The 20,584-nt window shown below is 70.7% G+C and carries 23 protein-coding genes; 10 read left to right on the top strand and 13 right to left on the bottom strand.

Annotated elements, in window-relative coordinates; translation table 11 throughout:
* Nucleotides 1-136 precede the first annotated feature (136 nt).
* Entirely contained in the window at nt 137-1,501 is a 1,365-nt protein-coding gene (locus MME74_RS17845; RefSeq protein ID WP_267416464.1) for an MFS transporter, read from the top strand.
* 63 nt (nt 1,502-1,564) lie between these two features.
* Here MME74_RS17845 and MME74_RS17840 read toward each other — a convergent pair whose 3' ends face one another.
* Entirely contained in the window at nt 1,565-2,320 is a 756-nt protein-coding gene (locus tag MME74_RS17840; RefSeq protein WP_267416463.1) for an SDR family oxidoreductase, read from the bottom strand.
* Nucleotides 2,321-2,494: 174 nt separating this feature from the next.
* On the opposite strand from MME74_RS17840, the gene MME74_RS17835 reads away from it, so the two are divergent.
* Nucleotides 2,495-3,400 carry an RNA polymerase sigma-70 factor gene (locus tag MME74_RS17835; protein WP_267416461.1) on the top strand — a complete coding sequence of 302 codons (906 nt, stop codon included), beginning with the start codon at nt 2,495-2,497 and terminating at the stop codon, nt 3,398-3,400.
* Nucleotides 3,397-3,798: a hypothetical protein gene (locus MME74_RS17830; RefSeq protein ID WP_267416460.1), complete on the top strand. Its 402-nt coding sequence runs from the start codon at nt 3,397-3,399 to the stop codon at nt 3,796-3,798. The genes MME74_RS17835 and MME74_RS17830 overlap by 4 nt, the downstream gene beginning before the upstream one ends.
* A 16-nt stretch (nt 3,799-3,814) precedes the next feature.
* Here the strand turns inward: MME74_RS17830 and MME74_RS17825 are convergent, their stop codons facing one another.
* Nucleotides 3,815-4,270, bottom strand: a complete 456-nt coding sequence (locus MME74_RS17825; RefSeq protein ID WP_267416459.1) for an Lrp/AsnC family transcriptional regulator — start codon at nt 4,268-4,270, stop codon at nt 3,815-3,817.
* A gap of 98 nt (nt 4,271-4,368) precedes the next feature.
* On the opposite strand from MME74_RS17825, the gene MME74_RS17820 reads away from it, so the two are divergent.
* Complete coding sequence (locus MME74_RS17820) at nt 4,369-4,992, top strand: LysE family translocator (protein WP_267416458.1); 624 nt, start codon at nt 4,369-4,371, stop codon at nt 4,990-4,992.
* 103 nt (nt 4,993-5,095) lie between these two features.
* On the top strand, nt 5,096-5,548 hold the full coding sequence (locus MME74_RS17815; RefSeq protein WP_267416457.1) for a hypothetical protein: 453 nt from the start codon (nt 5,096-5,098) through the stop codon (nt 5,546-5,548).
* Nucleotides 5,549-5,557: 9 nt separating this feature from the next.
* Here MME74_RS17815 and MME74_RS17810 read toward each other — a convergent pair whose 3' ends face one another.
* From MME74_RS17810 to MME74_RS17800, 3 genes are read right to left on the bottom strand one after another with little or no spacing between them, the layout of a single operon-like run.
* Nucleotides 5,558-5,785: an RNA-binding S4 domain-containing protein gene (locus MME74_RS17810; protein WP_267416456.1), complete on the bottom strand. Its 228-nt coding sequence runs from the start codon at nt 5,783-5,785 to the stop codon at nt 5,558-5,560.
* Entirely contained in the window at nt 5,782-6,720 is a 939-nt protein-coding gene (locus MME74_RS17805) for a dihydrodipicolinate synthase family protein (RefSeq protein WP_267416455.1), read from the bottom strand. The genes MME74_RS17810 and MME74_RS17805 overlap by 4 nt, the downstream gene beginning before the upstream one ends.
* Before the next feature lie 18 nt (nt 6,721-6,738).
* Nucleotides 6,739-8,475, bottom strand: coding sequence for an IlvD/Edd family dehydratase (locus MME74_RS17800; RefSeq protein WP_267416454.1), 1,737 nt, complete (start codon nt 8,473-8,475; stop codon nt 6,739-6,741).
* 203 nt (nt 8,476-8,678) lie between these two features.
* On the opposite strand from MME74_RS17800, the gene MME74_RS17795 reads away from it, so the two are divergent.
* The 3 genes from MME74_RS17795 to MME74_RS17785 all read left to right on the top strand — a co-directional run bounded on the left by MME74_RS17795 (nt 8,679) and on the right by MME74_RS17785 (nt 12,343).
* Nucleotides 8,679-9,719: a substrate-binding domain-containing protein gene (locus tag MME74_RS17795; RefSeq protein ID WP_267416453.1), complete on the top strand. Its 1,041-nt coding sequence runs from the start codon at nt 8,679-8,681 to the stop codon at nt 9,717-9,719.
* A 75-nt stretch (nt 9,720-9,794) separates the two neighbouring features.
* Entirely contained in the window at nt 9,795-11,294 is a 1,500-nt protein-coding gene (locus MME74_RS17790; protein WP_267416452.1) for a sugar ABC transporter ATP-binding protein, read from the top strand.
* Nucleotides 11,291-12,343 (top strand): ABC transporter permease, encoded by a 1,053-nt coding sequence (locus tag MME74_RS17785; RefSeq protein ID WP_267416451.1) that lies wholly within the window; start codon nt 11,291-11,293, stop codon nt 12,341-12,343. The genes MME74_RS17790 and MME74_RS17785 overlap by 4 nt, the downstream gene beginning before the upstream one ends.
* Before the next feature lie 49 nt (nt 12,344-12,392).
* Here the strand turns inward: MME74_RS17785 and MME74_RS17780 are convergent, their stop codons facing one another.
* From MME74_RS17780 to MME74_RS17770, 3 genes are read right to left on the bottom strand one after another with little or no spacing between them, the layout of a single operon-like run.
* Nucleotides 12,393-13,175: a hypothetical protein gene (locus tag MME74_RS17780; RefSeq protein WP_267416450.1), complete on the bottom strand. Its 783-nt coding sequence runs from the start codon at nt 13,173-13,175 to the stop codon at nt 12,393-12,395.
* Nucleotides 13,172-13,855, bottom strand: a complete 684-nt coding sequence (locus tag MME74_RS17775) for a FadR/GntR family transcriptional regulator (protein ID WP_267416449.1) — start codon at nt 13,853-13,855, stop codon at nt 13,172-13,174. Before MME74_RS17775 ends, MME74_RS17780 begins: the two co-directional genes overlap by 4 nt.
* Nucleotides 13,855-14,664 carry an SDR family NAD(P)-dependent oxidoreductase gene (locus MME74_RS17770; RefSeq protein ID WP_267416448.1) on the bottom strand — a complete coding sequence of 270 codons (810 nt, stop codon included), beginning with the start codon at nt 14,662-14,664 and terminating at the stop codon, nt 13,855-13,857. Before MME74_RS17770 ends, MME74_RS17775 begins: the two co-directional genes overlap by 1 nt.
* 112 nt (nt 14,665-14,776) lie before the next feature.
* Here MME74_RS17770 and dgoD point away from each other — a divergent pair, with 112 nt between their 5' ends.
* Together dgoD and MME74_RS17760 are read left to right on the top strand one after the other, a co-directional pair.
* Nucleotides 14,777-15,919 (top strand): galactonate dehydratase, encoded by a 1,143-nt coding sequence (dgoD, locus tag MME74_RS17765; protein ID WP_267416447.1) that lies wholly within the window; start codon nt 14,777-14,779, stop codon nt 15,917-15,919.
* A 23-nt stretch (nt 15,920-15,942) separates the two neighbouring features.
* Nucleotides 15,943-16,554, top strand: a complete 612-nt coding sequence (locus MME74_RS17760) for a bifunctional 4-hydroxy-2-oxoglutarate aldolase/2-dehydro-3-deoxy-phosphogluconate aldolase (protein ID WP_267416446.1) — start codon at nt 15,943-15,945, stop codon at nt 16,552-16,554.
* A 12-nt stretch (nt 16,555-16,566) separates the two neighbouring features.
* Here MME74_RS17760 and MME74_RS17755 read toward each other — a convergent pair whose 3' ends face one another.
* The 5 genes from MME74_RS17755 to MME74_RS17735 all read right to left on the bottom strand — a co-directional run bounded on the left by MME74_RS17755 (nt 16,567) and on the right by MME74_RS17735 (nt 20,567).
* Nucleotides 16,567-17,388, bottom strand: coding sequence for a hypothetical protein (locus MME74_RS17755; RefSeq protein ID WP_267416445.1), 822 nt, complete (start codon nt 17,386-17,388; stop codon nt 16,567-16,569).
* Nucleotides 17,389-17,467: 79 nt separating this feature from the next.
* Nucleotides 17,468-18,793, bottom strand: coding sequence for a sensor histidine kinase (locus tag MME74_RS17750; RefSeq protein WP_267416444.1), 1,326 nt, complete (start codon nt 18,791-18,793; stop codon nt 17,468-17,470).
* On the bottom strand, nt 18,786-19,463 hold the full coding sequence (locus MME74_RS17745) for a response regulator transcription factor (RefSeq protein ID WP_267416443.1): 678 nt from the start codon (nt 19,461-19,463) through the stop codon (nt 18,786-18,788). Before MME74_RS17745 ends, MME74_RS17750 begins: the two co-directional genes overlap by 8 nt.
* An 82-nt stretch (nt 19,464-19,545) precedes the next feature.
* Nucleotides 19,546-20,130: a putative immunity protein gene (locus MME74_RS17740; RefSeq protein WP_267416441.1), complete on the bottom strand. Its 585-nt coding sequence runs from the start codon at nt 20,128-20,130 to the stop codon at nt 19,546-19,548.
* Between the two features lie 2 nt (nt 20,131-20,132).
* A complete protein-coding gene (locus MME74_RS17735; protein WP_267416440.1) occupies nt 20,133-20,567 on the bottom strand; it encodes a DUF6194 family protein in 435 nt (144 codons plus the stop codon).
* Between the last annotated feature and the right edge of the window lie 17 nt (nt 20,568-20,584).

Raw genomic sequence — 20,584 nt, 5'->3', positions numbered from 1 at the left:
TTGCCATATCGCCTACATGATTTGCACATAAGGAGAGGACGGGCGAGCATCGGTTCGTTCGCGATGTCATGCACCCCGATGGTGAGGGCGTGTCACGACGACGAACTCGATGATGAGAGAGGAAACCGGTACAACGATGTCTCAGCCGGCGCCCACAGGGCTGGTCAATGTCGGAAGCGATGCCGAGCGGATGAATCCGCAGGCACGGCGCTTCCTCACGCGTCTCACGATCGTGACCGCAGGTGGCATGTTCATCGACGGCTACATCTTCGCGGTGATCGGTGTCACGCTCGCGCTGCAGACGTTCCGCACGGAGCTCGGCGTCGATGACCTCTGGCTCGGACTCATCTCCTCCGCGACGCTGATCGGCATCTTCATCGGCGGGTTCCTGTTCGGCTGGCTGACCGACCGGTACGGACGGCGGCCGCTGTTCATCGCGGATCTGGCGTGCTTCGTGGTGGCGGCCGTGCTGATGTTCTTCGTGCAGGAGCCGTGGCAGATGTTCGTGCTCGCGGTGATCCTCGGGCTCGCCGTCGGAGCCGACTACGCGATCGGCACCCCGCTGCTCAGCGAGTTCGCGCCGCGAACGGTGCGCGGTCGATTGGGTTCCAGCCTGCAGATCGCCTGGAACGTGGGGTACATGATCGCGTTCCTGATCGGGTTCCTCATCACCGTGTCGCACCCCGACGCGTGGCGCTGGGTGCTCGTCTCCGCGGCGGTCCCGGCCATCCTCTGCCTCATCGCCCGGCACGGTCTCCCGGAGTCCCCGCGCTGGCTGCTGTCGAAGGGGCGGGTGGAGGAAGCCCGCGAGGTGCTGAACCGGCTCGGCTGGAAGCTCGAGCACGGGGACTTCGAACGGGAGCAGTCCGAGCACACCAGCATCCGCGCCCTGTTCCGTCCGGGCCAGCTCGGACGCACCGTGTTCGTCTGCGCGTTCTGGATGGCGCTCGTGCTGCCCTACTTCGCGATCATCTTCTTCCAGGCCGGCGTGTACGAGTCGCTCCGCATCGAGAACCCCATCCTCACCGCGCTGCTCGGCACCGTGGTCGTGGTCGTCGGCGTGCTGCTCGGCACCCTGCTCATCGACCGGGTCGGACGCCGCAAGCTGCTGATCATCCCGTTCTGGGTGATGTCCGCGGCGCTGGTGCTCGTGATCTTCGAGCGGGCGCTGCCCGGTCCGGTGATCATCGCGTGCTTCTTCGTCTACCTCTTCGCGTACGGCGTCGCATCGGTGCTGTGCGGCGTCTATCCGATGGAGCTGTTCCCCACGAGCATCCGCACGACGGGCGTCGGGTTCGCGACCTCGATGACGCGCGTCGGCTCGGCGGTCGGCACCTTCCTGTTCCCGCAGCTGCTGGCCTGGAACGCGCCGGTCGCGATCGGGATCATGGCCGTGATCTGCGTGATCGGCGCGATCGTCTCGCAGCTCTTCGCGCCCGAGACGGCGAACCGCACCCTGACCGACGTCGCCTCGGCGAAGCTCGGTCGTACCGCTCGCTGAGGTCGGCCCGTCCGTCTCGCGGGGCGTACCGTGTCGACACGGTACGCCCCGCGCAGGGTTCGGCTACTTGCGGGGCGGGTTCAGTGGCAGCCACTCCTCGAGGCGCGTCTCGAAGATGTGCGCCCCCTCGACCGGGATGAGGGTGCGCTCCTCGATCCGGGCACCGTAATAGGGCGCGGTGTCGTCACGCACGACCGTGCGGGGGTCGCCGCGGAATGCGAGCGCGCGGCGCGCGAACTCATCCATGCCGAACGCCTCCGGACCCGCGATCTCGACGTCACCGGCCGGCTCGCCCGCCGCAGCGCGCGCCACCGCGGTGGCGACGTCCTCCGCGGCGATGGGCTGGATGAGAGCGCCGGGAAGGCTCACCGTGTCGCCCTCGGTCGAGATGTCGGCGATGCTGCCGACGAACTCGAAGAACTGGGTGGCGTGCACGAGGGAGTAGGGGATGCCGGATTCGCGGATGAGCTTCTCCTGCGCGACCTTCGCCGCGAAGTAGGGGATGCTCTGCGGCCGGTTCGTCCCCACGATGGTGAGCGCGACGTGGTGGGTCACCCCGGCCGCGGCCTCGGCGGCCAGCAGGTTGCGGGTCGACGTGGTGAAGAACTCGAGCACGTCGGCCGGAGCGAACGACGGCGAGTTGGAGACGTCGACGACCGTGCTCGCGCCGGCCAGGGCCTCGGCGAGCCCTTCGCCGGTGAGGGAGTTGACGCCGGTGTTGGGCGATGCCGCGACGGCCTCGTGGCCGTGCTCGGCGAGCTTCGCGACGACCTTCGAGCCGATGAGGCCCGTTCCTCCGATGACGACGATCTTTGCCATTTCCAAGCCTTTCGATGGGGACGGCGTCCGTGCGGCGCCTACAGGTATGACCGGGGTGGCGGGGCGCGTGTGACAGAGCTGTCGTCGCCCTGTCACGGATCGGCGTGCTGCGCGGTCTGAGCTTCCGAGGGAAAGCGCTACGTTGGCCACACGCAGGAGAAGGAGACCGGACGAGTGAACTCCAGGAGCGATTCCGGCCGGCAGCCCGCCGACCTCGACGATGCGGTGGACGTCTTCGCCGCGCAGCGCCGCCGTCTGTTCGGGATCGCCTACCGCATGCTGGGCACCGTGGCCGATGCCGAGGACATCGTCCAGGACACCTGGATCCGATGGCAGAACACCGATCGGGCTCAGGTGGCGGAACCGGCGGCGTTCCTGGCGACGATCGCGACGAGACTCTCGATCAACGTCCTCCAGTCCGCCCACACGCGGCGCGAGACGTACATCGGCCCGTGGCTCCCCGAGCCCGTGAACACGGACGCCGATCCGGCGCTCGGGGCCGAGCGCGCCGAAGCGCTGCAGTTCGCGATCCTGCTGACCCTCGAGAAGCTGACACCCACCGAACGTGCCGCCTACATCCTGCGTGAGGCCTTCGACTATCCGTATCCGCGCATCGCCGAAGTGATCTCGTCGAGCGTCGTGAGCGCCAGGCAGCTCGTCAGCCGAGCGCGAGGGCATCTGGCCTCTGCGCGCCAGACGACGGTCGAGCCGTCGGAGCAGCGCCGACTTCTCGAGGCGTTCCTGATCGCCGCGCAGAAGGGCGATGCGCACGAGCTCGAGAAGCTCTTCGCCGAAGACGTCGTCAGCTACACGGACGGCAACGGGGTGAAGCTCGCGGCGCGGATCCCGGTCAGCGGGCGGGGGCGGGTCGCGACCTTCGTCGCGGCGTTCGCGCATCACTTCTGGACCGGCAAGTCGATCGACTGGGTGCACGTCAACGGGCAGCCGGCGGCGACGCTCACGGAGAACGGCGAGGTCACCACGGTCGTCACCGTGACGACGTCGGCCGAGGGCATCCTCCAGCTCCTCTGGGTGATGAGTCCGCACAAGCTCGGCCACGTCACCGCGGTCGGCGCATGATCCCGAGGCAGTACCCGGCGTGGTTGCGCCGGAGACGTCGTGGTGCCCCCGACCGGCGCATGATGCAGGACCTCGCGGACGCGATGGTGGCGGCGGATGAGTGCGCGATCCGTGACATCCTCCGCCCGGATGCGGTCGCGATCATCGACGGCGGAGGACTCGTGGCCGTGCCGACGACTCCCGTGGAGGGACGCTTCGCCGCCGCGGCCGCCCTGGTCGCGGTGTCGGCGGACGAGACGTCGGCCACCGTGGCATCGATCAACGGGGTGCCGGGTTTCGTCCTCTCCCGGAAGGACGTCGTGGTCGCTGCTGTGACCGCCGAAGCGCGTGCCCGGCTGCTGTCGAGCGTGTGGGTCGTGTGCAACCCGGACAAGCTCCGGCACTGGAATCGCGGCTGACGGCCGGCCGTGCGTCTCAGGGGATCGGGACCGCGCGGTCGGCGCCGAGGCGCTTCATCACCATGGTCGACGTGAGGCGCTGCACGCCGGGGAGAGCTCCGAGCGTGTTGTCGTACAGCTCCTGGTACGAGCCCATGTCGCGCGTGAGGATGCGCAGCATGTAGTCCGGGTCGCCGAACAGGCGCTGCGCCTCGACGACGGCGGGGATGGACACGACCGCCTCCTCGAACGCGATGATCGTGTCCTTGTCCGTGCGGCCGATCGTGACGAAGACGATCGCCTCGAACGTGAGTCCGACGGCCGCGGGGGCGACCACCGCGCGGTAACGCTCGATCGCGCCGGACTGCTCCAGCTCCTTGAGCCGGCGATGGCAGGCGGAGAGGCTCAGACCGACCTGCGCGGCCAGGTTCGTGGCGCTCATCCGGCCATCATCCTGCAGCAGTGAGAGGATCTCCCGGTCAAGCGCATCCATGGCGACAATCCTTGCACGTGGAAGGCGTGATCAGGCGAAGAATCGAAGCACCTCTCGCCGGATTCTTCGTAGTCTCTTCCTCGGATTGAGGAGGACCGATGGACATCACCCTGGTCATGCAGTTCTGGGTCGTCGCCGCGATGCTCGCGCTGACGCCGGGCGCCGACTGGGCGTACGCGATCTCCGCCGGGCTCCGGGCCCGTTCCATCGCGCCCTCCATCCTCGGCATGATCGCCGGGTACATCGTGGTGATCGTCGCCGTGGCGGTGGGTCTCGGTGCCCTCGTCACCGCCTACCCGGTGACTCTCACGACCCTGACCGTGGTCGGCGCCCTCTACCTCGTGTTCCTCGGCGGCACCACGCTCGCCAGCCGGCCGGCACCCATCGCCGAGAGCGGCGAACCGATCGCGAGCAGCGGCTGGGCGCAGTTCCTCCGCGGGTCGGGGGTGAGCGGCATCAACCCCAAGGGTCTGCTGCTCCTGCTCGCCCTGCTGCCGCAGTTCACCAGCCCGGACGGATGGTCCTCGACGGTGCAGATGCTCGCCCTCGGCGGGCTCCACATCCTCAACATCGCGATCGTCTACACGACGGTCGGACTGCTCGCGCGTCGGCTGCTGCGGACCCGGCCGCGGGCGAGCGCCCTGGTCACGCGACTCGCGGGCATCGCCATGATCGTCATCGGCTGCGCGATCCTCGTGGAGCAGGTGATCGAGTGGCTGTGACGGCCAGTCGCATTTCTCCGGCCGTCAGGCGCCGCGAACGCATCCGGTCGGAGTAGCGTCGAAGCACCGGCGATGAGCGGGAGATGAGGATTTCGTGACTTCCATGGCGCGCACGACCACCGCCCTCCGTCTGCTGCTGCCGGCGTTCCTGCTCGGTGCGATCATCGCGATCTCATTCCTCGAGGCGCCGCTGAAGTTCCTCGCACCCGAGGTGACGATCCCGATCGGCCTCGGGATCGGGCGGCTCGTCTTCACGGCGCTGAACGTGCTCGCCGGCGTCGTCCTGATCGCGCTCACGCTCGTGAGCGTGCGGGCGAGGGCGGGGCGCACGATGCTCGGCATCCTAGGCGCGATCTGGGTGGTCTTCCTCATCGAGGTCATCGTCATCCGGCCGGTGCTGAACCAGCGCAGTGATCTCGTGATCGCCGGGGCCGAGGCGCCGGGCACGAACTGGGCGCACTACGCGTACATCGCCGCCGACCTGGCGATCGTCGGGCTCCTCGTCGCGCTGATCGTGGTCACGGTTCGGAGCGTGCTTCCGTCGGACAGCCGCTGAGGCCTGCGGTCAGGGGCGGACGCGGACGGTGCGGCCCTCGAACGAGACGAGGTCTCCGTCGCGCAACTGGCGTCCCCGGCGACGATCCACCTCGCCGTTGACCGTCACGTAGCCGTCGATGATGACCTCTTTGGCGTCCCCGCCCGAGTCGAGGAGGCCGGCGAACTTGAGGAACTGCCCGAGGCGGATCACCTCACCGCCGATGGAGATGTCGTCGATCGGATCGGTGTTCGTCATCCTTGAATGCTAATCGCCTTCGAGCCGGGTCGGAGGAGATCGTCGAACTCGACGAGGAACCGGTCGATCATCGCGTGCTCCTCGGCGTCGAGGTCGCGGGCCGGCGCGCGGCAGATCGCGGTGTCGAGGATGCCGCGACGTGCGGAGATCTCCTTCTCCGCGGCGATGATCAGCTCGACCGACTGCATCCAGTACGAGATGTAGGGGAGGAGGCGCGCGTGCACCGTGGCCGCCTGCTCGTGGTCGCCGCCGCTCCAGGCGGCCCAGATGGCGAGGTAGATCTCAGGGAACGACGAGCCGGGTTGCACGCCGACCGCTCCACGGCGCAGGGCGTCGATGAGCTGCACGCCCGCGTAACCCACGACGCACGACAGGGCGGGCGCCGCCTCACGCAGCGCCGAGATGAGCTGCCCGGGCGGGACGGACTCCACCTTCACCTGCACGAGGTTCGGGCTCGTCGCGGCCAGATCGGCGATGATGGTCGCGTCGAGCGCGGTGCCGGTCTGCGCCGGCGCGTACTGCAGGATCGCCGGCGTCGAACCGATCGCATCGAGCACGGCGCGGATGTGCGCACGGACGGCGACGCCGCTCGGACTCTGCACGTGGGGCGGGAGGATGTTGATCATGTCGGCGCCCTGCTCGACGGCGCGGCGCGCGCGCTCGACGGCGACGACGGTGGCGTGGTCGGGCACGGACACCGCCACGATCATGTCGTGACGGTGCGCCTCATCGAGCAGCACGCCGGTGAGCTCGTCGCGCTCCTGATCCGTCAGCTTGTAGAACTCGCTCGCGAACCCGGGGTACATCACGTTCCGCACCCCCGCGGCGGCGAGTGACCGGATGAGGACACGGAACGACGCCAGGTCGATCCGGCCCTCCGTGGTGAACGGCGTCTCCACGACGGGGCAGACGCCTTCGATGAGTGTGCGGTTCACGGGAACGGCTCCTTCGGGTCAGAACGGGCTGCGCGACGGTTCGTCGCCGCTGGAGCCGACGAGGAAGTCGAGGTCGACGCCCTGGTCGGCCTGCAGCACGTGGTCGGTGTAGAGCCGGGTCCAGCCGCGCGTGCTCGCGGCGGGCGGTGCCGGAAGCTCGGTCCGCCGGCGCGCCAGCTCCGCGTCGTCGACGAGCATGTCGAGCGACCGTTCGGCCACGTTCAGTCGCACCGTGTCTCCGGTCCGCACGAGCGCGAGCGGGCCGCCCGCCGCCGACTCCGGAGCGACGTGGAGCACGCACGCGCCGTATGCCGTCCCGCTCATCCGCGCATCCGAGATCCGCACCAGGTCGCGCACCCCCTGATCGAGCAGCTTCTTCGGGAGCGGCAGGTTGCCCACCTCCGGCATGCCCGGGTACCCCCGCGGTCCGCAGCCCCGGACGATGAGCACCGTGTCGGCCGTGACGTCCAGATCCGGGTCCGCGGCGACCGCGAGGTACGACTCGAGATCGTCGAAGACCAGAGCCGTGCCCGTGTGGTCGAGCAGGTGGGGCTCGGCGGCGCTCACCTTGATCACGGCGCCGTCCGGCGCGAGATTGCCGCGCAGCACCGCGGTCCCCGAACCCGCGGGCTGCACCGGATTCGACAGCGGCCGGATCACCTCGGGGTCGTCGTTGCGGGCGGCCGCGACGTTCTCGCCCAGGGTGCGGCCCGTGATGGTGGGCGCAGCGGTGTGCAGCAGGTCGCCGAGCTCCTTCATCAGCGCGGGCACTCCGCCGGCGTAGGCGAACTCCTCCATGAGGAACCGGCCGCTCGGCATGAGGTCGACCAGCAGCGGGATCGCGCGGCTGAACTCGTCGATGTCGTCGAGGGAGAGCGGCACCCCCCGTCGCCCCGCGATGGCCAGCAGGTGCAGCACGGCGTTCGTGGAACCCCCGCATGCGGCATTGACGACGAGGGCGTTCTCGATCGCCTCCCGCGTCATGATCGCCGACGGTCGCAGACCTTCGAGCGCGAGTTCGACGGCGCGGGCTCCGGTGTCCTCCGCGAGCACGAGCCGCCGCGAGTCGACGGCGGGGAGCGCGGCGCCGCCCGGCAGCTGCATGCCCAGGGCCTCGGTGATGCTCGCCATCGTGGACGCGGTTCCCATGGTCATGCAGTGGCCGGCCGAGCGGTTCAGGCAGCTCTCGAACTCGGCGAACTCCTCCTGCGTCACCTCTCCGGCGCGCAGACCCTCGGTCATCCGCCAGATGTCGGTGCCGCTGCCGACGGCACGACCCCGGAACCGGCCGTTCAGCATGGGCCCGCCCGTGAGCATGATCGAGGGGATGTCGACGCTCGCGAGCGCCATGAGGGCGGCGGGAGTCGTCTTGTCGCATCCGGTGAGGACCACGACGGCGTCGAGGGGATTGGCGCGGCAGAGCTCCTCGAGCTCCATCGCCATCATGTTGCGGTAGATCATCGACGAGGGGCGCATGAACGGCTCGCCGAGGGACAGGACCGGGAACTCCAACGCCGTGCCGCCCGCCTGCTGGATGCCGCGGCGCGCGGCGTCGGCGAGCCCCTTCAGGTGGATGTTGCACGGCGTCAGCTCCGACCAGGTGTTCGCGATCCCGATCACCGGCCGGCCGTCGAACTGGCGCCCGGAGAGGCCGGACTGCCGGAGGTGATGGCGGGCGATGAACCCGTTCTTCCCGTTCTCGCCGAGCCAGGCGCGAGAGCGCAGGGGGCGGCGTCCGATGTTCTCGGCGCTCATGCTGTGTCTCGTCTCGGGCGCACTTCGTTCTCCATTGATCGATGCCGGGGTGCAGGCGTCCGTCGAACACCATCTCGAATCGCGAATAGGCAATATTCGTTGCGTTGCCGTCGATTATGCATATTATATGTTTACCCGCGCAAGGAGCGGATCACATCCCACCGGCAGCGATGCCGGCGCATCGAAGAAGATAAGGATCGCTGATGAAGCAGCACGCAGCTCGACCCGCATGGCTCCGGCTCGCCGCAGCCGGGGTCACGGCACTGACCATCGCCGCACTCGCCGCCTGTTCCTCCGGGCAGGAGACCACGGAAGGACCCGTCGCCTCCGGTGGTGCGAAGGACGGAGCCCTCACCATCGCCCTCCTGCAGAAGCAGGGCGACCAGCAGTACTTCATCGACGAGGCGACCGGCGCGAAGGACGCGGCCAAGGCCGCGGGCGACGTCACGGTCAACGTCGTCGACCTCGGGACCGACGCCAACAAGGCCATCTCCGAGGTCGAGGCCGCGATCGCGCAGCAGGTCGACGGCATCATCATCGTCGTGCCGGACGGCAAGATCGGCCCGCAGGTGATCCAGCTCGCCAACGAGGCCGGGATCCCGATCATGGCCGCCGACGACCCGATCGAGGACAGTGCCGGAGCGGCCGCCGCCTTCACCGGGTTCGACGGCACGTCGATGGGCGAGAAGGTCGGCGCCGAAGCCGCGCGCCTGTACCAGGAGGCCGGATGGACCGCGGCGGACACCCGCATCCTCTCCGCCTACCGCCAGGACCAGCCGAACTGCGTCGAGCGCGTCGAGGGCGCGGCATCCGCCTTCGCGGAGGCCGTCGCCGACGGCCCGAAGGTCATCGACATCGGCACCGACAACTCGGCCACCGACGCGCAGGACAAGGCCGGCGCCGTCATCACCGCGAACTCGGGCGTGAAGCACTGGGTCGTCTGGGGCTGCAACGACGAGAACGAGACCGGCGTCGTGACGGCGCTGCAGAACTCGGGCGTCGCCCCCGCCGACATCGCCGGCGTCGGACTCGGCGCCTACCTGACCTGCAAGGACTGGAACGCCGGACAGGAGACCGGCAACAGGTCGGCCCTGTTCATCTCCGGCGTCGAGGTCGGCAAGGCCGCCGTCGGCTCCATGATCGCGCTGCTGCGCGACGGTACGGAGCTGCCCCCCAAGACGGTCGCGAACACGGAGATCGTGGATGCGACCAACTGGGAGGACAAGGGCGTGGTCTGCACCTGATCGGCTGCACACGCGGGGGCGGCCGGACGGGTCGCCCCCGCGTCGACATCCCGACGACGGAGAGGTGAAGAGGAAGTGCCGGAAGAATCGATCGTTTTACGGGCCACGGGTGTCACGAAGAGCTTCGGCGTCGTGCGAGCACTCCGTGGCGTCGAGCTGGAACTGCGCGCGGGCGAGGTCACCGCGCTGATGGGCGAGAACGGGGCGGGCAAGTCGACGCTGCTCAAGATCCTCAACGGGGACTACCGGCCCGACGACGGTGAGCTGCTCATCGACGGAGAGCCCGTCCACTTCGCCGAGCCGGCCGATGCCAGGGCCGCGGGCCTGCGCGTCATCGCCCAGGAGCCGGAGATCATCCCCTGGGTGTCGGTCGCCGAGAACATCTACGTCGGCGCACTCGGCGGACTCGCCTACCGCCGCGGCGACCTGCTCGCCCGCGCCCGCGAGGAGCTGACCCGCTGGGGCTTCCACCGCGTCATCAAGGCGGACACGCTCGGCTCCGAGCTCTCCCCGGCGCAGCGGCAGATCGTCGAGATCATGCGCGCGGTGATCAGCCGCCCGAAGATCATCTGCTTCGACGAGCCGACCTCGTCCCTCGGCGATGACGAGGTGTCCCTGCTGTTCGCGCTGATCCGCAAGCTGCAGAGCGAGGGCGTCGCGATCGCCTACGTGTCCCATCGGATGGGGGAGATCTTCCAGCTCGCCGACCGCATCACGGTCCTGCGGGACGGGGCGTTCGTCGGCACCAAGCTGGTCGGCGAGACGGATCACGACGAGCTCGTCCGGATGATGGTGGGGCGCGACCTCACCCAGTTCTTCCACCGCGAGCCCGCGCCGCTCGGCGACGTCGTGCTCGAGCTCGCCGGGGTCTCCAACCAGTACGTGAGCGACATCGACCTCACGGTTCGCGCGGGTGAGGTCGTCGGGATCGCCGGACTCGTCGGCGCCGGTCGCAGCGAGCTGATGAAGACGATCGCCGGGGACTTCGCCCTCCACTCGGGGGAGATCCGGGTGCTCGGCACGCGCCGCCGCATCCGTCAGCCCGCCGACAGCATCCGCGCCGGCATCGGCTTCGCGCCCGAGGAGCGGAAGGCCGAGGCGCTGCTGCTGGAGCGCTCGGTGCGCGACAACGCCGCGCTGGTCGTGCTGCGTCAGCTCTCGCGCTGGATCTTCGTGAAGGACCGCGCCGAGCGCGCCCTTGCGCAGGAGTACGTCGACGCCCTGCGCATCCGCACCCCCTCCACCGAGCAGCACGTCGGCAAGCTCTCCGGCGGCAACCAGCAGAAGGTCGTGCTGGCGCGCTGGCTCGCGACCAAACCCAAGCTGCTCCTCCTCGACGAACCCACCCGCGGCATCGACGTCGGCGCGAAATCCGAGATCTACGCGATCATCGACCGCCTCGCCCACGAGGGCGTCGCCGTCATCGTCGTCTCCAGCGAGCTGCCCGAGGTCCTCGGCGTCTCGGATCGCATCTACGTCATGGCCGGCGGGCGCATCAGCGGCGAGCTGCCGCGCACCGAGGCCACCGAAGAGAAGATCCTCGCGCTCGCGATGGACGAAGAGGCCGCCGCATGAGCATCGACTCCCGAAAGGAAACCACCACCGTGACCACCACCGTCGCGAACACGACAGCCGCAGAGGCGCGGCCGCTCTCCCCGCTCCGCCGAGCCATCGGCGCGATCGGCGTGCAGAACCTCTCGCTCATCCTGGCCATCGTGATCGTCGTCGCGATCATCGGGCTCCAGAATCCGCTGTTCTTCAGCGTGCAGAACCTCAAGGTCATCGGCACGGCGATCTCGATCATGGGTCTGCTGGCGGTCGTCCAGACGATCGTCATCATCCTGGGGGCGCTCGACATCTCGGTCGGATCGATCGCGGGCCTGACCTCGGTGACCTCGGCGATGATCTTCACCGTCGCCGGCCCCGCGATCGGGGTGGTCGGCGCGATCGGGATCGGCGTGCTGTGCGGCCTCGTCAACGGCTGCATCATCGTGTTCGGACGGGTGAACCCCGTGATCGCCACCCTGGCCACGCTCGCGGCCTTCAAGGGGATCGCGCAGCTGCTGTCCGACGGGCGCGCGCAGGGCTACACCGGCGCCGACCCGTTCTTCATCTTCCTGGCGCGCGGCGGCATCATCGGCATCCCCACCCTCATCTGGGTGCTCGTGATCGTCGCGGTACTCGCGCACGTCGTGCTGCGCTACACCTCGCTCGGTCGCAACATCTACGCGGTCGGCGGCAACAACATCGCCTCGCGCCTGGCCGGCATCAACATCAACCGCTACATCATCGGCGTCTACATGGTCACCGGTGCGATCGCGGCGGTGGCGGGCATCCTGATCACGGCCCGGACCGGTTCCGGTCAGCCGATCTCCGGCTCCGAGGGCCTCGAGCTGCAGGCGATCACGGCGGCCGCCCTCGGTGGTGCCGCGCTCAAGGGCGGCAAGGGGACGATCGCCGGGACGATCCTCGCGGTCGTGCTCCTCGGCGTCCTGACCAACGGCATGACCCTGCTCGGCGTGAACACCTTCTGGCAGAATGTGGCCCAGGGCGCCCTGCTCGTGATCGCGGTCGTGATCCAGCAGCTCCGCTCCGGGGAGCGTCGCATCGGCATCCCCGGATGACGCTCGTGGTGCGGGGCGTGGCGGCGCCTCGCACCACCTCTCCGCTGGATCAGCCGATCTCCTCGAGGCGCAGCCACCAGCGCAGCGGGCGCCCGGGGCCGACGATCGGCGCGGCTTCGGCCGACACGGCATCCGCGAGGGAGTCGTACGGTGCGAGCGCGGGCTCGATCGCGATCACCGGTGCGGAGGCGAAGGCGCCCGGATCGATCCACAGCGCGACGGCGGGAAGCTCGGCCGGATCCCAGCGGAGGCGCAGTCCCCGGCCGTCCAGCCGACGCAGCACGACCCGGTCGAGCGGGGTGATCGACCACCACTTCGCTCCGGCGGCGGAGTCGATCAGCGCACCCGGGTCGACCTCGGGGCCGAGGTTCCGCGTCTCGTCCGCCGGGTACACGCGCCGCCACGACACCGCGGCGCCGAGCTCGAGGGTCGTGCCGGGGGTCCAGACGAACTGCGGATGCGCGGCCCACTGCACGGGGCGCGTCTGCGCGGAGGTGAGCTCGTAGTCGAGCCGCACGCCGGTCGGCTCCGGGACGATCGTGCGGCGCAGTCGCAGTCCGCGGACGTCGACCCAGTGCGAGTCCTCCTGCCCCGACCACCGTCGGTTCCACGCCTCTCCGTGATCGCCCCACTCCTCGAAGGAGTCCCCGTGCGGCACCCGGCAGGCGTCGACGGTCGGCAGCATCTCGTCCCAGCCCCCCAGTGCGGAGGCGGTGAAGTCCGTGAGGGTGCGCTCACCGGTCGGCTGATGCAGCCACTCCTCCGTGCCGCGCAGGCGGGAGGTCCGTGCGCCGTCCGCGAGGTCGACGGCGGCGAACGAGAGTGTGCTCACAGAGAGTCTTCGTAGGACCGGACGATCAGGTCGCCGGCGGTGCTCGCCGCGCGATCGGCGTCTCCCGCTGCGACGGCGGCGGCGAGTTCGCAGTGCAGGTCGACCGCGACGGCCGAGATGCCGTGGCTCGCGACGACCTGGATGCGGTCGTCGAGCGCCGCGCCGACGAGGGAGAGCAGCTCCGCGATCAGCGGGTTCCCCGCGGCCTGGAAGAGCGTCGCGTGGAAGTCCACATCCGCTGCGGTGAAGACGTCGACGTCCTTCGGACCGAGCGCATCGCGCATGCGCTGCGCCGCGGCGACGAGTCGGTCGGCGGTCTCGGCGTCCCGGCGGAGGGCGGCCAGGCGCGCCGCGGTGGGCTCGACCGCGGATCGCAGCTCGAGGAGGTCCTGCCGGGCGCTCTGGGCATCCGGCCCGGAGAGCCGCCAGCGGAGGACATCGACGTCGAGCGCGTGCCACGACTCCTCGGCGAGCACACGCGTGCCGACGTTCTGCCGGGCGGCGATGAGTCCCTTCGCCTCGAGGACCCGCACCGTCTCGCGGACCACCGTGCGGGACACCCCGTACTGCTCGCCGAGTTCGTCCAGCGGGAGCTGCGTCCCCGGGACGATCTCGTGGTGCACGATGCGGCGACCGAGGTCGTCGACGACGACGCCATGCAGGCCGCGCCGCGCGGCCATCAGGCGAACCTCGCGCTGTAGGCGCCGTCGACGGCCCAGTCCGCGCCGTTCACGAAGGAGGCTCCCGGCGAGAGCAGGAAGCACACGACGGCGGCGATCTCCTCGGGCTGTGCAGGGCGCCCCATGGGCTGGACGGCGAGAGTGGCGGCGAGCTCCTCCGGCCTCTCGGCGAAGTGCGTCTCCGACAGCGGCGTCCACACGAGTCCGGGGGAGACGGCGTTCACGCGGACGCCCCGCCCGGCCACGTCGAGAGCGAGTGAGCGGGTGAACCCCAGCTGGCCCGCCTTCGCTGCGGCGTAGGGGAACATGCCGGACATCGTCATCTTGGCGTGGATGCTCGAGATCGAGACGATGGAGCCGGCGGCGGCCGTGAACATCGCCGGAAGGACCGCCCGTGCGCAGAGCCACGAGGCCTTCAGGTCGAGGTCGAAGAAGTCGTCCCACTCGTCCACCGTCATCGTCGCCGGGTCGCTGTAGGCGTTGCGCCCCGCGTTGTTGACCAGGCCGGTCGGTGCGCCGAGGGCATCCGTGGCGGCCTCGACCCAGCGGGTGACGGCGGCCTCGTCGGTGACGTCGGCCACGATGCCGTGCACGTCGAGGCCGTCGGCGGCGAGGGCGGCGACCGCGGCGTCCACGCGCGCGGCGTCGAGGTCGCAGAACGAGACGGCCGCGCCCTGTGCGCGTGCGGCGCGGACGACGGCGTTGCCGATGCCCTGGGCGCCGCCCGTCACGAGGATCACTTCGCCGTCGAGAGTCCCGGCGCCGCTCGCGGTGCCGCTCCCTCCCCCTGGAGGTGCCACTGTCGCCATGCTCAACCCTGCTTCCTCGCATTGCCGGACAAGGCCGGCGGTGCATACTATGATAATAGTATTATCTAGCGTCGATCACCCGGCGCGGGAGACATCTCAGCGAGGGAGCCGGATGCGCATCAGTCGGATCGAGACGTTCAGCGTGGCCCCGCGCTGGCAGTTCCTTCGCATGGAGACCGACGACGGAGTGGTCGGTTGGGGCGAGCCTATCGTGGAGGGAAGCGCCGACGTCGTGGCTGCGGCGGTGGAATCCCTGTCCGAGATCCTGATCGGAGCCGACCCGACGCGCATCGAGGATCTCTGGCAGACCATGACCCGCGGCGGCTTCTACCGCGGCGGTCCCGAGCGCTCCTCCGCGATCTCCGGCATCGACCAGGCGCTGTGGGACATCCGCGGCAAAGTCCTGGGCGTGCCGGTGCACGATCTCCTGGGCGGGGCGGTGCGCGACCGCATCCGCGCCTATGTCTGGATCGGCGGGGATGACCCGGCGGAGGTCGCCACCCAGGCAGCTGCCCGTGCGGCCGAGGGCTACACCGCGGTCAAGATGAACGCCTCCGGACGGATGCGCCACCTCGAGTCGCGGGATGCCGTACGCGGAGTGGTCGAACGCGTCGCCTCCGCCTCCGAGGCGATGGCCGGCGGCGACGTCGCGATCGACGCCCACGGGCGTTGGACCGTCAGCGTGGCCAGGACCATGTGCCGCGCGCTGGAGGACAACGTGGCCCCGCTGTTCCTCGAAGAGCCGCTCGCCCCAGAGCTCACCTACCGGTTCGGCGAGCTCTGCGCGGGCACCTCCGTGGCGATCGCGACGGGGGAGCGCCTCTACTCGAGGTGGGACTTCCGCTCCGCGCTCGAATCCGGCATCGCGCTGGCGCAGCCCGACGTCTCGCATGCGGGTGGCATCTCCGAGACCAGACGCATCGCGGCGCTGGCCGAGCTGCACGGCGTGGGACTCGCTCCGCACTGCCCGCTCGGGCCGATCGCCCTCGCGGCCTGCCTGCAGGTCGACATCGCCAGCCCGAACGCGGTCCTGCAGGAGTCCAGCCTGGGCGTGCACTACAACGACGGCGCCGACCTCCTCGACTATCTCGTCGACACGGAGCCGCTCACCGTGAAGGACGGCTGGTTCGAACGGCCGACCCGACCGGGACTCGGCATCGAGGTCGACGAGGCCGCCGTGCGCAAGGCCGCCGGCGTCGGACTCTGGCGCTCACCGCTGTGGCGTCACGAGGACGGGAGTCACGCGGAATGGTGAGTCGACTGCAGCCTGGTCCCGGAGTGCGGAGCACCCGGATCGTCGCGATCGTGCGCGACCGCACGGGGACGCATCTGCGTGCCGCATGCGACACGCTCCTCGACGCCGGGGTCTCGGTGCTCGAGGTGACGACCAACACCCCCGGCGCCGCCCGGGTGGTCGCCGACCTGGTCGCCGCGGGGGCGACCGAGGTGGGCATGGGCACGGTGCGCACGGTCGACCACGTGCGCATGGCGGCGGATGCCGGAGCCTCCTTCATCGTCACGCCCACGGTGTCGTTGCCGGTGGGCGCCGCTGCGGCCGCGGCCGGACTGCGCTGGTACCCCGGCGCCGCCACCCCGACCGAGATCGAGACCGCCTGGACGGCCGGGGCGACTGCGGTGAAGGTGTTCCCCGCCGGTGTGCTCGGTGGCGTGCGCTTCATCCGTGAGGTCCGGGCTCCCCTCGACGACGTCCCGCTGATCCCGACGGGAGGCGTCCGGGTCGACGAGATCGCGGACTATCTCGCGGCCGGGGCGCTCGCGGTGGGGATGGGCTCCCCGCTGCTCGGCGACGCCGTCGCATCCGGAGACCTCCCGGGCCTCCGCGCCCGGGCGAAGGCGGCGCTCGCCGCGGTCCGGGCTGTCGCCGGCTGAGCCCCGGGTCGCTCAGTCGATGTCGGTGCCGACGACGGCGAAGTCGGCATCGAAGTCGATGTCGATCGAGCGGTTGTCGGACGTGAGGACCGACGCGTCGTAGGGGCTCACGCCGTCGTCGTCGACATCCAGGTCGGTGATCATGCCCTCCGCCTCGGCCAGCGCGGCGGCGACCAGGGCGCGGATCGCCTCGTCGTCCAGCGTGAGCGCGGAGCCGGTGTCGTCGCCGTCCGCCGCATCGGTCGAGACGACGGAAGCGGCGAGATCCTTGCCGACGCGGACCTCGGTCTCGTCGCCGGCAGCGGTCGTCAGCTGCACCTCCCAGGTGCCGTCGCGCTTGGCATCGATCGAGGTGACCTCGCCCTCGGCGGCGCCGCGCGCGGCCTCCGCGATCGCGATGAGCTCGTCGGCCGAAGCCGTGCCGATGCCGGTCACCGGGCCGCGGCCACTCCCGGGGCCGTTCCCGTCGTCGTCCCGACGGTCGCCGCGGTCGTCGTCACGCTGGCCGTGGTCATCCGCGTCGTGGCGGGGGCCGTCGGACATCGAGGCGCGGTCGTCGTCGCCGAACTCGTCGCCGATGGCCGCGCCGACCGCGATGCCGCCACCCGCGAGGACCACGGCCGCCGCGATGCCGCCGCCGATGAGGAGGGCACGCTTGCGGCCGGGCTTCGGTGCGGAGGCAGCAGCGGGGGCGGGCGCGGCGGCGGGGAAGGTCGGGTGCTGCCCTGCGCCGGCACCGGGAGTGGAGGCATCCGCCGTCGGGGTCACCGGAACGGTCTGGGCATCCGGGGTGCTCTCGGGCGTCTGGTCGGGGGTGGGTGTCTTGTCGTCCATGTCCCGATGGTCTCGCGCGGGCGCTGAAGCCTCCCTGAAGCGTCCTGAAGACCTCTTCAGGAAACCGCGACCGACCGACTCAGGCGTCGACGGGCAGTGTGAGGACGAAGCGCGCGCCGCCCCAGCGCGACTCGTCGACCGTGAGGGTTCCGCGGGCGGAGGTGGCGATGCCGCGCGCGATCGCGAGGCCGAGGCCGCTGCCACCGGCGTCGCGGCTGCGGGCCTCGTCGAGCCGGACGAAGCGCTCGAAGATCCGCTCCCGCTCCGCGGCGGGGATGCCGGTGCCGTCGTCCTCGACCGTCACGAACACGTATCCGTCCGCCGGGGTCACCCCGATCGCGACGCGGCCCCGACTGTGGCGCGCGGCGTTGTCGGCGAGGTTGCGCACCAGCTGCCCCAGCAGGCGGGGGTCGGCGTGCACGCGGGCGGCGCCGATGCCGGAGCCGTCGACGTCGAGCCCTGCCGCGCGGAGCCGACGCACCTCGCCCAGGGCGATGTCGTCGAGGTCGACCGCCTCGTCGTGCGTGCTCGCCCCCTCGTCGAGGCGCGCGAGGAGCAGCAGCGACTCCACGATCCCCTGCAGCCGGAGTCCCTCCTCCGATACGACCTCCGCGAGCTCGCCGATGCTCGTCACCTCGGGGTGGGCCTGCGCGAGCTCGGCGTGCTGGCGGATGGTCGCGAGCGGGGAGCGCAGCTCGTGCGAGGCGTCCGACACGAACCGCCGCTGCGCGGTCGCGGCCGCGTCGAGCCGGTCGAGCATGCCGTTCATGGTCGTCGCGAGCGCGGCGATCTCGTCGGCCGTGTCGGGCACGGGCACGCGCTGGTGGAGACGCTCGGCGGTGATGCCGTCGACCTCTTCGCGGATGCGCTCGACCGGGCGGAGCGCGCGTCCGACGACGAGCCAGGTGGTCACGGCCACGAGCAGCAGGAGCAGCGGAAGCGCGATGGCCAGCAGGGTCGCGACCGTCGCCAGGGTCTCGGCATCGTCCTCCGTCGAGACGGCGAGCACGAGCGTGTGATCGTCGTCGAGGTCCTCCGAGACGACGAGGACGGGGTCGCCGTCGACGGTCGTCGTCTGCGGGTCGTCGTCGACCGGGAGCGGCGTGGAGCCGAGCTTCTCCCGCGCGTCCTCGCTCGCAGCGCGCACGGAGCCGTCCGGTCCGATGACCTGCAGGATCTCGTCGTCGAGGGCGTCGACACCCGCGACGCCCTTGCCGCCCGGCCCGCCTGCCCGTTCGGCGAGCTCCTCCAGCCGCTGCTCCGCCGCGCGCTCCGTGCTGCCGTGGATGCTGGCGCTGAGCACGCCGTAGAACGAGAAGGCGCCGATGAGGAGCGCGACGGCGACGACCACCGTCGCACCGAGCGTGGTGCGGCCGCGCACCGAACGCCAGCCGCGGCTAGCCACCGTCGGCCGCCAGCCGGTAGCCCGCCCCGCGGATGGTCTCGATCGCCTCGCGTCCGAACGGCTTGTCGAGCTTGCGCCGCAGATGCCCGACGTAGACCTCGACGATGTTCGGGTCGCCGTCGAAGTCGTCGTCCCAGACGCCGTCGATCAGGGCGCGCTTCGACAGCACCTGGCCGCGGTGGCGCATCAGGAACTCGAGCACCGAGAACTCCCGGGCGGTCAGCGTCACCGGCGTCTCGCCGCGCCAGACCCGGTGCGCGGCGGGGTCGAGGCGCAGGTCGCCCGCTTCGAGGACGGCCGGCCGGGCGACGGCTCCGCGACGCACGAGCGCGCGCAGCCGGGCGACGAGGATCGCGAACGAGAACGGCTTCGTGACGTAGTCGTCGGCCCCGGTCTCGAGCGCCTCGACCTGATCCCACTCGCCGTCCTTCGCGGTGAGCATGAGCACCGGGGTCCAGTTCTCCTCGGCACGGAGCGCCTCGCACACCTTCCACCCGCTCATGCCCGGCATCATCAGGTCGAGCACGATCGCGTCGTACCGCGTCTCCCGTGCACGCCACAGCCCGTCGACGCCGTTGTGCGCGACGTCGACGGCGAAGCCCTCGGCCTCGAGGCCCCGACGCACGCCCTCGGCCAGGCGCACCTCGTCGTCCACCACCAGGATCCGCATGCCTCCAGTGTGGCGGCTCGACGCTGAATCGCGGCTGAAGCCGGCGCGCGGCCGGAACGACTCAGCACGTACGAGTCGGCTGTCACGCCGTGGGTTCGTCTCCCGCTGCCTCCTCCGGATCCGGAACCGGCTGCGCTTCGAGCCACACCTGGATCTCGCGGATGACCTCGCCGAGCGCGCCGGCGGCGAGGAGTCCGGGCCCGAGCGGGCCGGCGGTGTCGGTGCCGAGCGCCGGAAGCCGCCGGAGGGCGGCGACGGCTCCGGAAGGGAGGCGGTCGAGCTGCCACCGCACCTCCTCGGCCCGAGCCCCTGACACGGTCGGGTGCGCCAGCTCGACGGCCTTCGCGGCGTAGGCGGCGGCTCCGAGGGCATGGGCGCCCATGTGCGCGACACCCGCTGCCTGCGCCGCCGAGCGGGCCGCGGCCACGCCCGCCGGGGACCTCGCGCTGCGGGCGGCCCGACCCGCGATGAACCGGCGGCGGATCTCGCCCGCGGCCGCGAGCTCTCCGCGGGCGAACGCCCGGGTCCGGGCGATGGCGTCGCGCGCGCGATCGTCTTCCGGGGCCTCCGCCTCGAACAGGGGCAGCACGTGCTCGGCGCAGTCCGCGGCCCACACGGCGACGATCCGCCGGTCGGCCTCGCTCATGCCCTGCGGGCGGCTGGCCATGCTCACCTCGCCCGGCGTTCGGTGCGGGCTCGCGCGGCCTCGTGCGCCTCACGCAGCAGAGCCAGCACGGTCTCCGCCGTCCGCCCCGCGGGGTCGATCACGCACACCCAGCCGGCCGCGCCGTAGAGCGGATGCCGGTGGAAGACATCGACTGCGGTCGGGTCGGCGTCGGAGAGGGGGAGCGAGTCGGCCCCCTCCCTCCCGACGTGGATGTTCACCCGGAAACGGCCGGGGATGCTCAGGGCGGACGAGGTGTCGTCCGGGTAATCCTTCGTGATGATCGTCCCGTAGGGCTGGGTGCGCTCCGGCATCCGTCCGTCGGGTGCGTGGAAGAAGTAGGCGTCTCCCCAGGACAGTTCGGGGGCGTCGTCGCCCTTCTCGGGTGCGACGACCAGGGCGCCGTCGAGGCCACGGACCGTTTCGATGATCTCCTGCATTTCCATCCTTCAATGGT

The organism is Microbacterium oxydans, from assembly GCF_026559675.1.
Lineage (GTDB): Bacteria > Actinomycetota > Actinomycetes > Actinomycetales > Microbacteriaceae > Microbacterium > Microbacterium oxydans_D.
This window is presented reverse-complemented; position numbering and strand designations above follow the sequence as displayed.

Excerpts from the sequence above, each read along its gene's own strand:
- MME74_RS17745 (WP_267416443.1), bottom strand. The coding sequence starts at position 19,463 with ATGCGGATCCTGGTGGTGGACGACGAGGTGCGCCTGGCCGAGGGCGTG.
- MME74_RS17820 (WP_267416458.1), top strand. The coding sequence starts at position 4,369 with ATGGACATCACCCTGGTCATGCAGTTCTGGGTCGTCGCCGCGATGCTC.
- MME74_RS17740 (WP_267416441.1), bottom strand. The coding sequence starts at position 20,130 with ATGGCCAGCCGCCCGCAGGGCATGAGCGAGGCCGACCGGCGGATCGTC.
- dgoD (WP_267416447.1), top strand. The coding sequence starts at position 14,777 with ATGCGCATCAGTCGGATCGAGACGTTCAGCGTGGCCCCGCGCTGGCAG.
- MME74_RS17785 (WP_267416451.1), top strand. The coding sequence starts at position 11,291 with ATGAGCATCGACTCCCGAAAGGAAACCACCACCGTGACCACCACCGTC.
- MME74_RS17770 (WP_267416448.1), bottom strand. The coding sequence starts at position 14,664 with ATGGCGACAGTGGCACCTCCAGGGGGAGGGAGCGGCACCGCGAGCGGC.
- MME74_RS17810 (WP_267416456.1), bottom strand. The coding sequence starts at position 5,785 with ATGACGAACACCGATCCGATCGACGACATCTCCATCGGCGGTGAGGTG.
- MME74_RS17795 (WP_267416453.1), top strand. The coding sequence starts at position 8,679 with ATGAAGCAGCACGCAGCTCGACCCGCATGGCTCCGGCTCGCCGCAGCC.
- MME74_RS17775 (WP_267416449.1), bottom strand. The coding sequence starts at position 13,855 with ATGGCCGCGCGGCGCGGCCTGCATGGCGTCGTCGTCGACGACCTCGGT.
- MME74_RS17800 (WP_267416454.1), bottom strand. The coding sequence starts at position 8,475 with ATGAGCGCCGAGAACATCGGACGCCGCCCCCTGCGCTCTCGCGCCTGG.
- MME74_RS17840 (WP_267416463.1), bottom strand. The coding sequence starts at position 2,320 with ATGGCAAAGATCGTCGTCATCGGAGGAACGGGCCTCATCGGCTCGAAG.
- MME74_RS17735 (WP_267416440.1), bottom strand. The coding sequence starts at position 20,567 with ATGCAGGAGATCATCGAAACGGTCCGTGGCCTCGACGGCGCCCTGGTC.
- MME74_RS17830 (WP_267416460.1), top strand. The coding sequence starts at position 3,397 with ATGATCCCGAGGCAGTACCCGGCGTGGTTGCGCCGGAGACGTCGTGGT.
- MME74_RS17845 (WP_267416464.1), top strand. The coding sequence starts at position 137 with ATGTCTCAGCCGGCGCCCACAGGGCTGGTCAATGTCGGAAGCGATGCC.
- MME74_RS17815 (WP_267416457.1), top strand. The coding sequence starts at position 5,096 with ATGGCGCGCACGACCACCGCCCTCCGTCTGCTGCTGCCGGCGTTCCTG.
- MME74_RS17825 (WP_267416459.1), bottom strand. The coding sequence starts at position 4,270 with ATGGATGCGCTTGACCGGGAGATCCTCTCACTGCTGCAGGATGATGGC.
- MME74_RS17755 (WP_267416445.1), bottom strand. The coding sequence starts at position 17,388 with ATGGACGACAAGACACCCACCCCCGACCAGACGCCCGAGAGCACCCCG.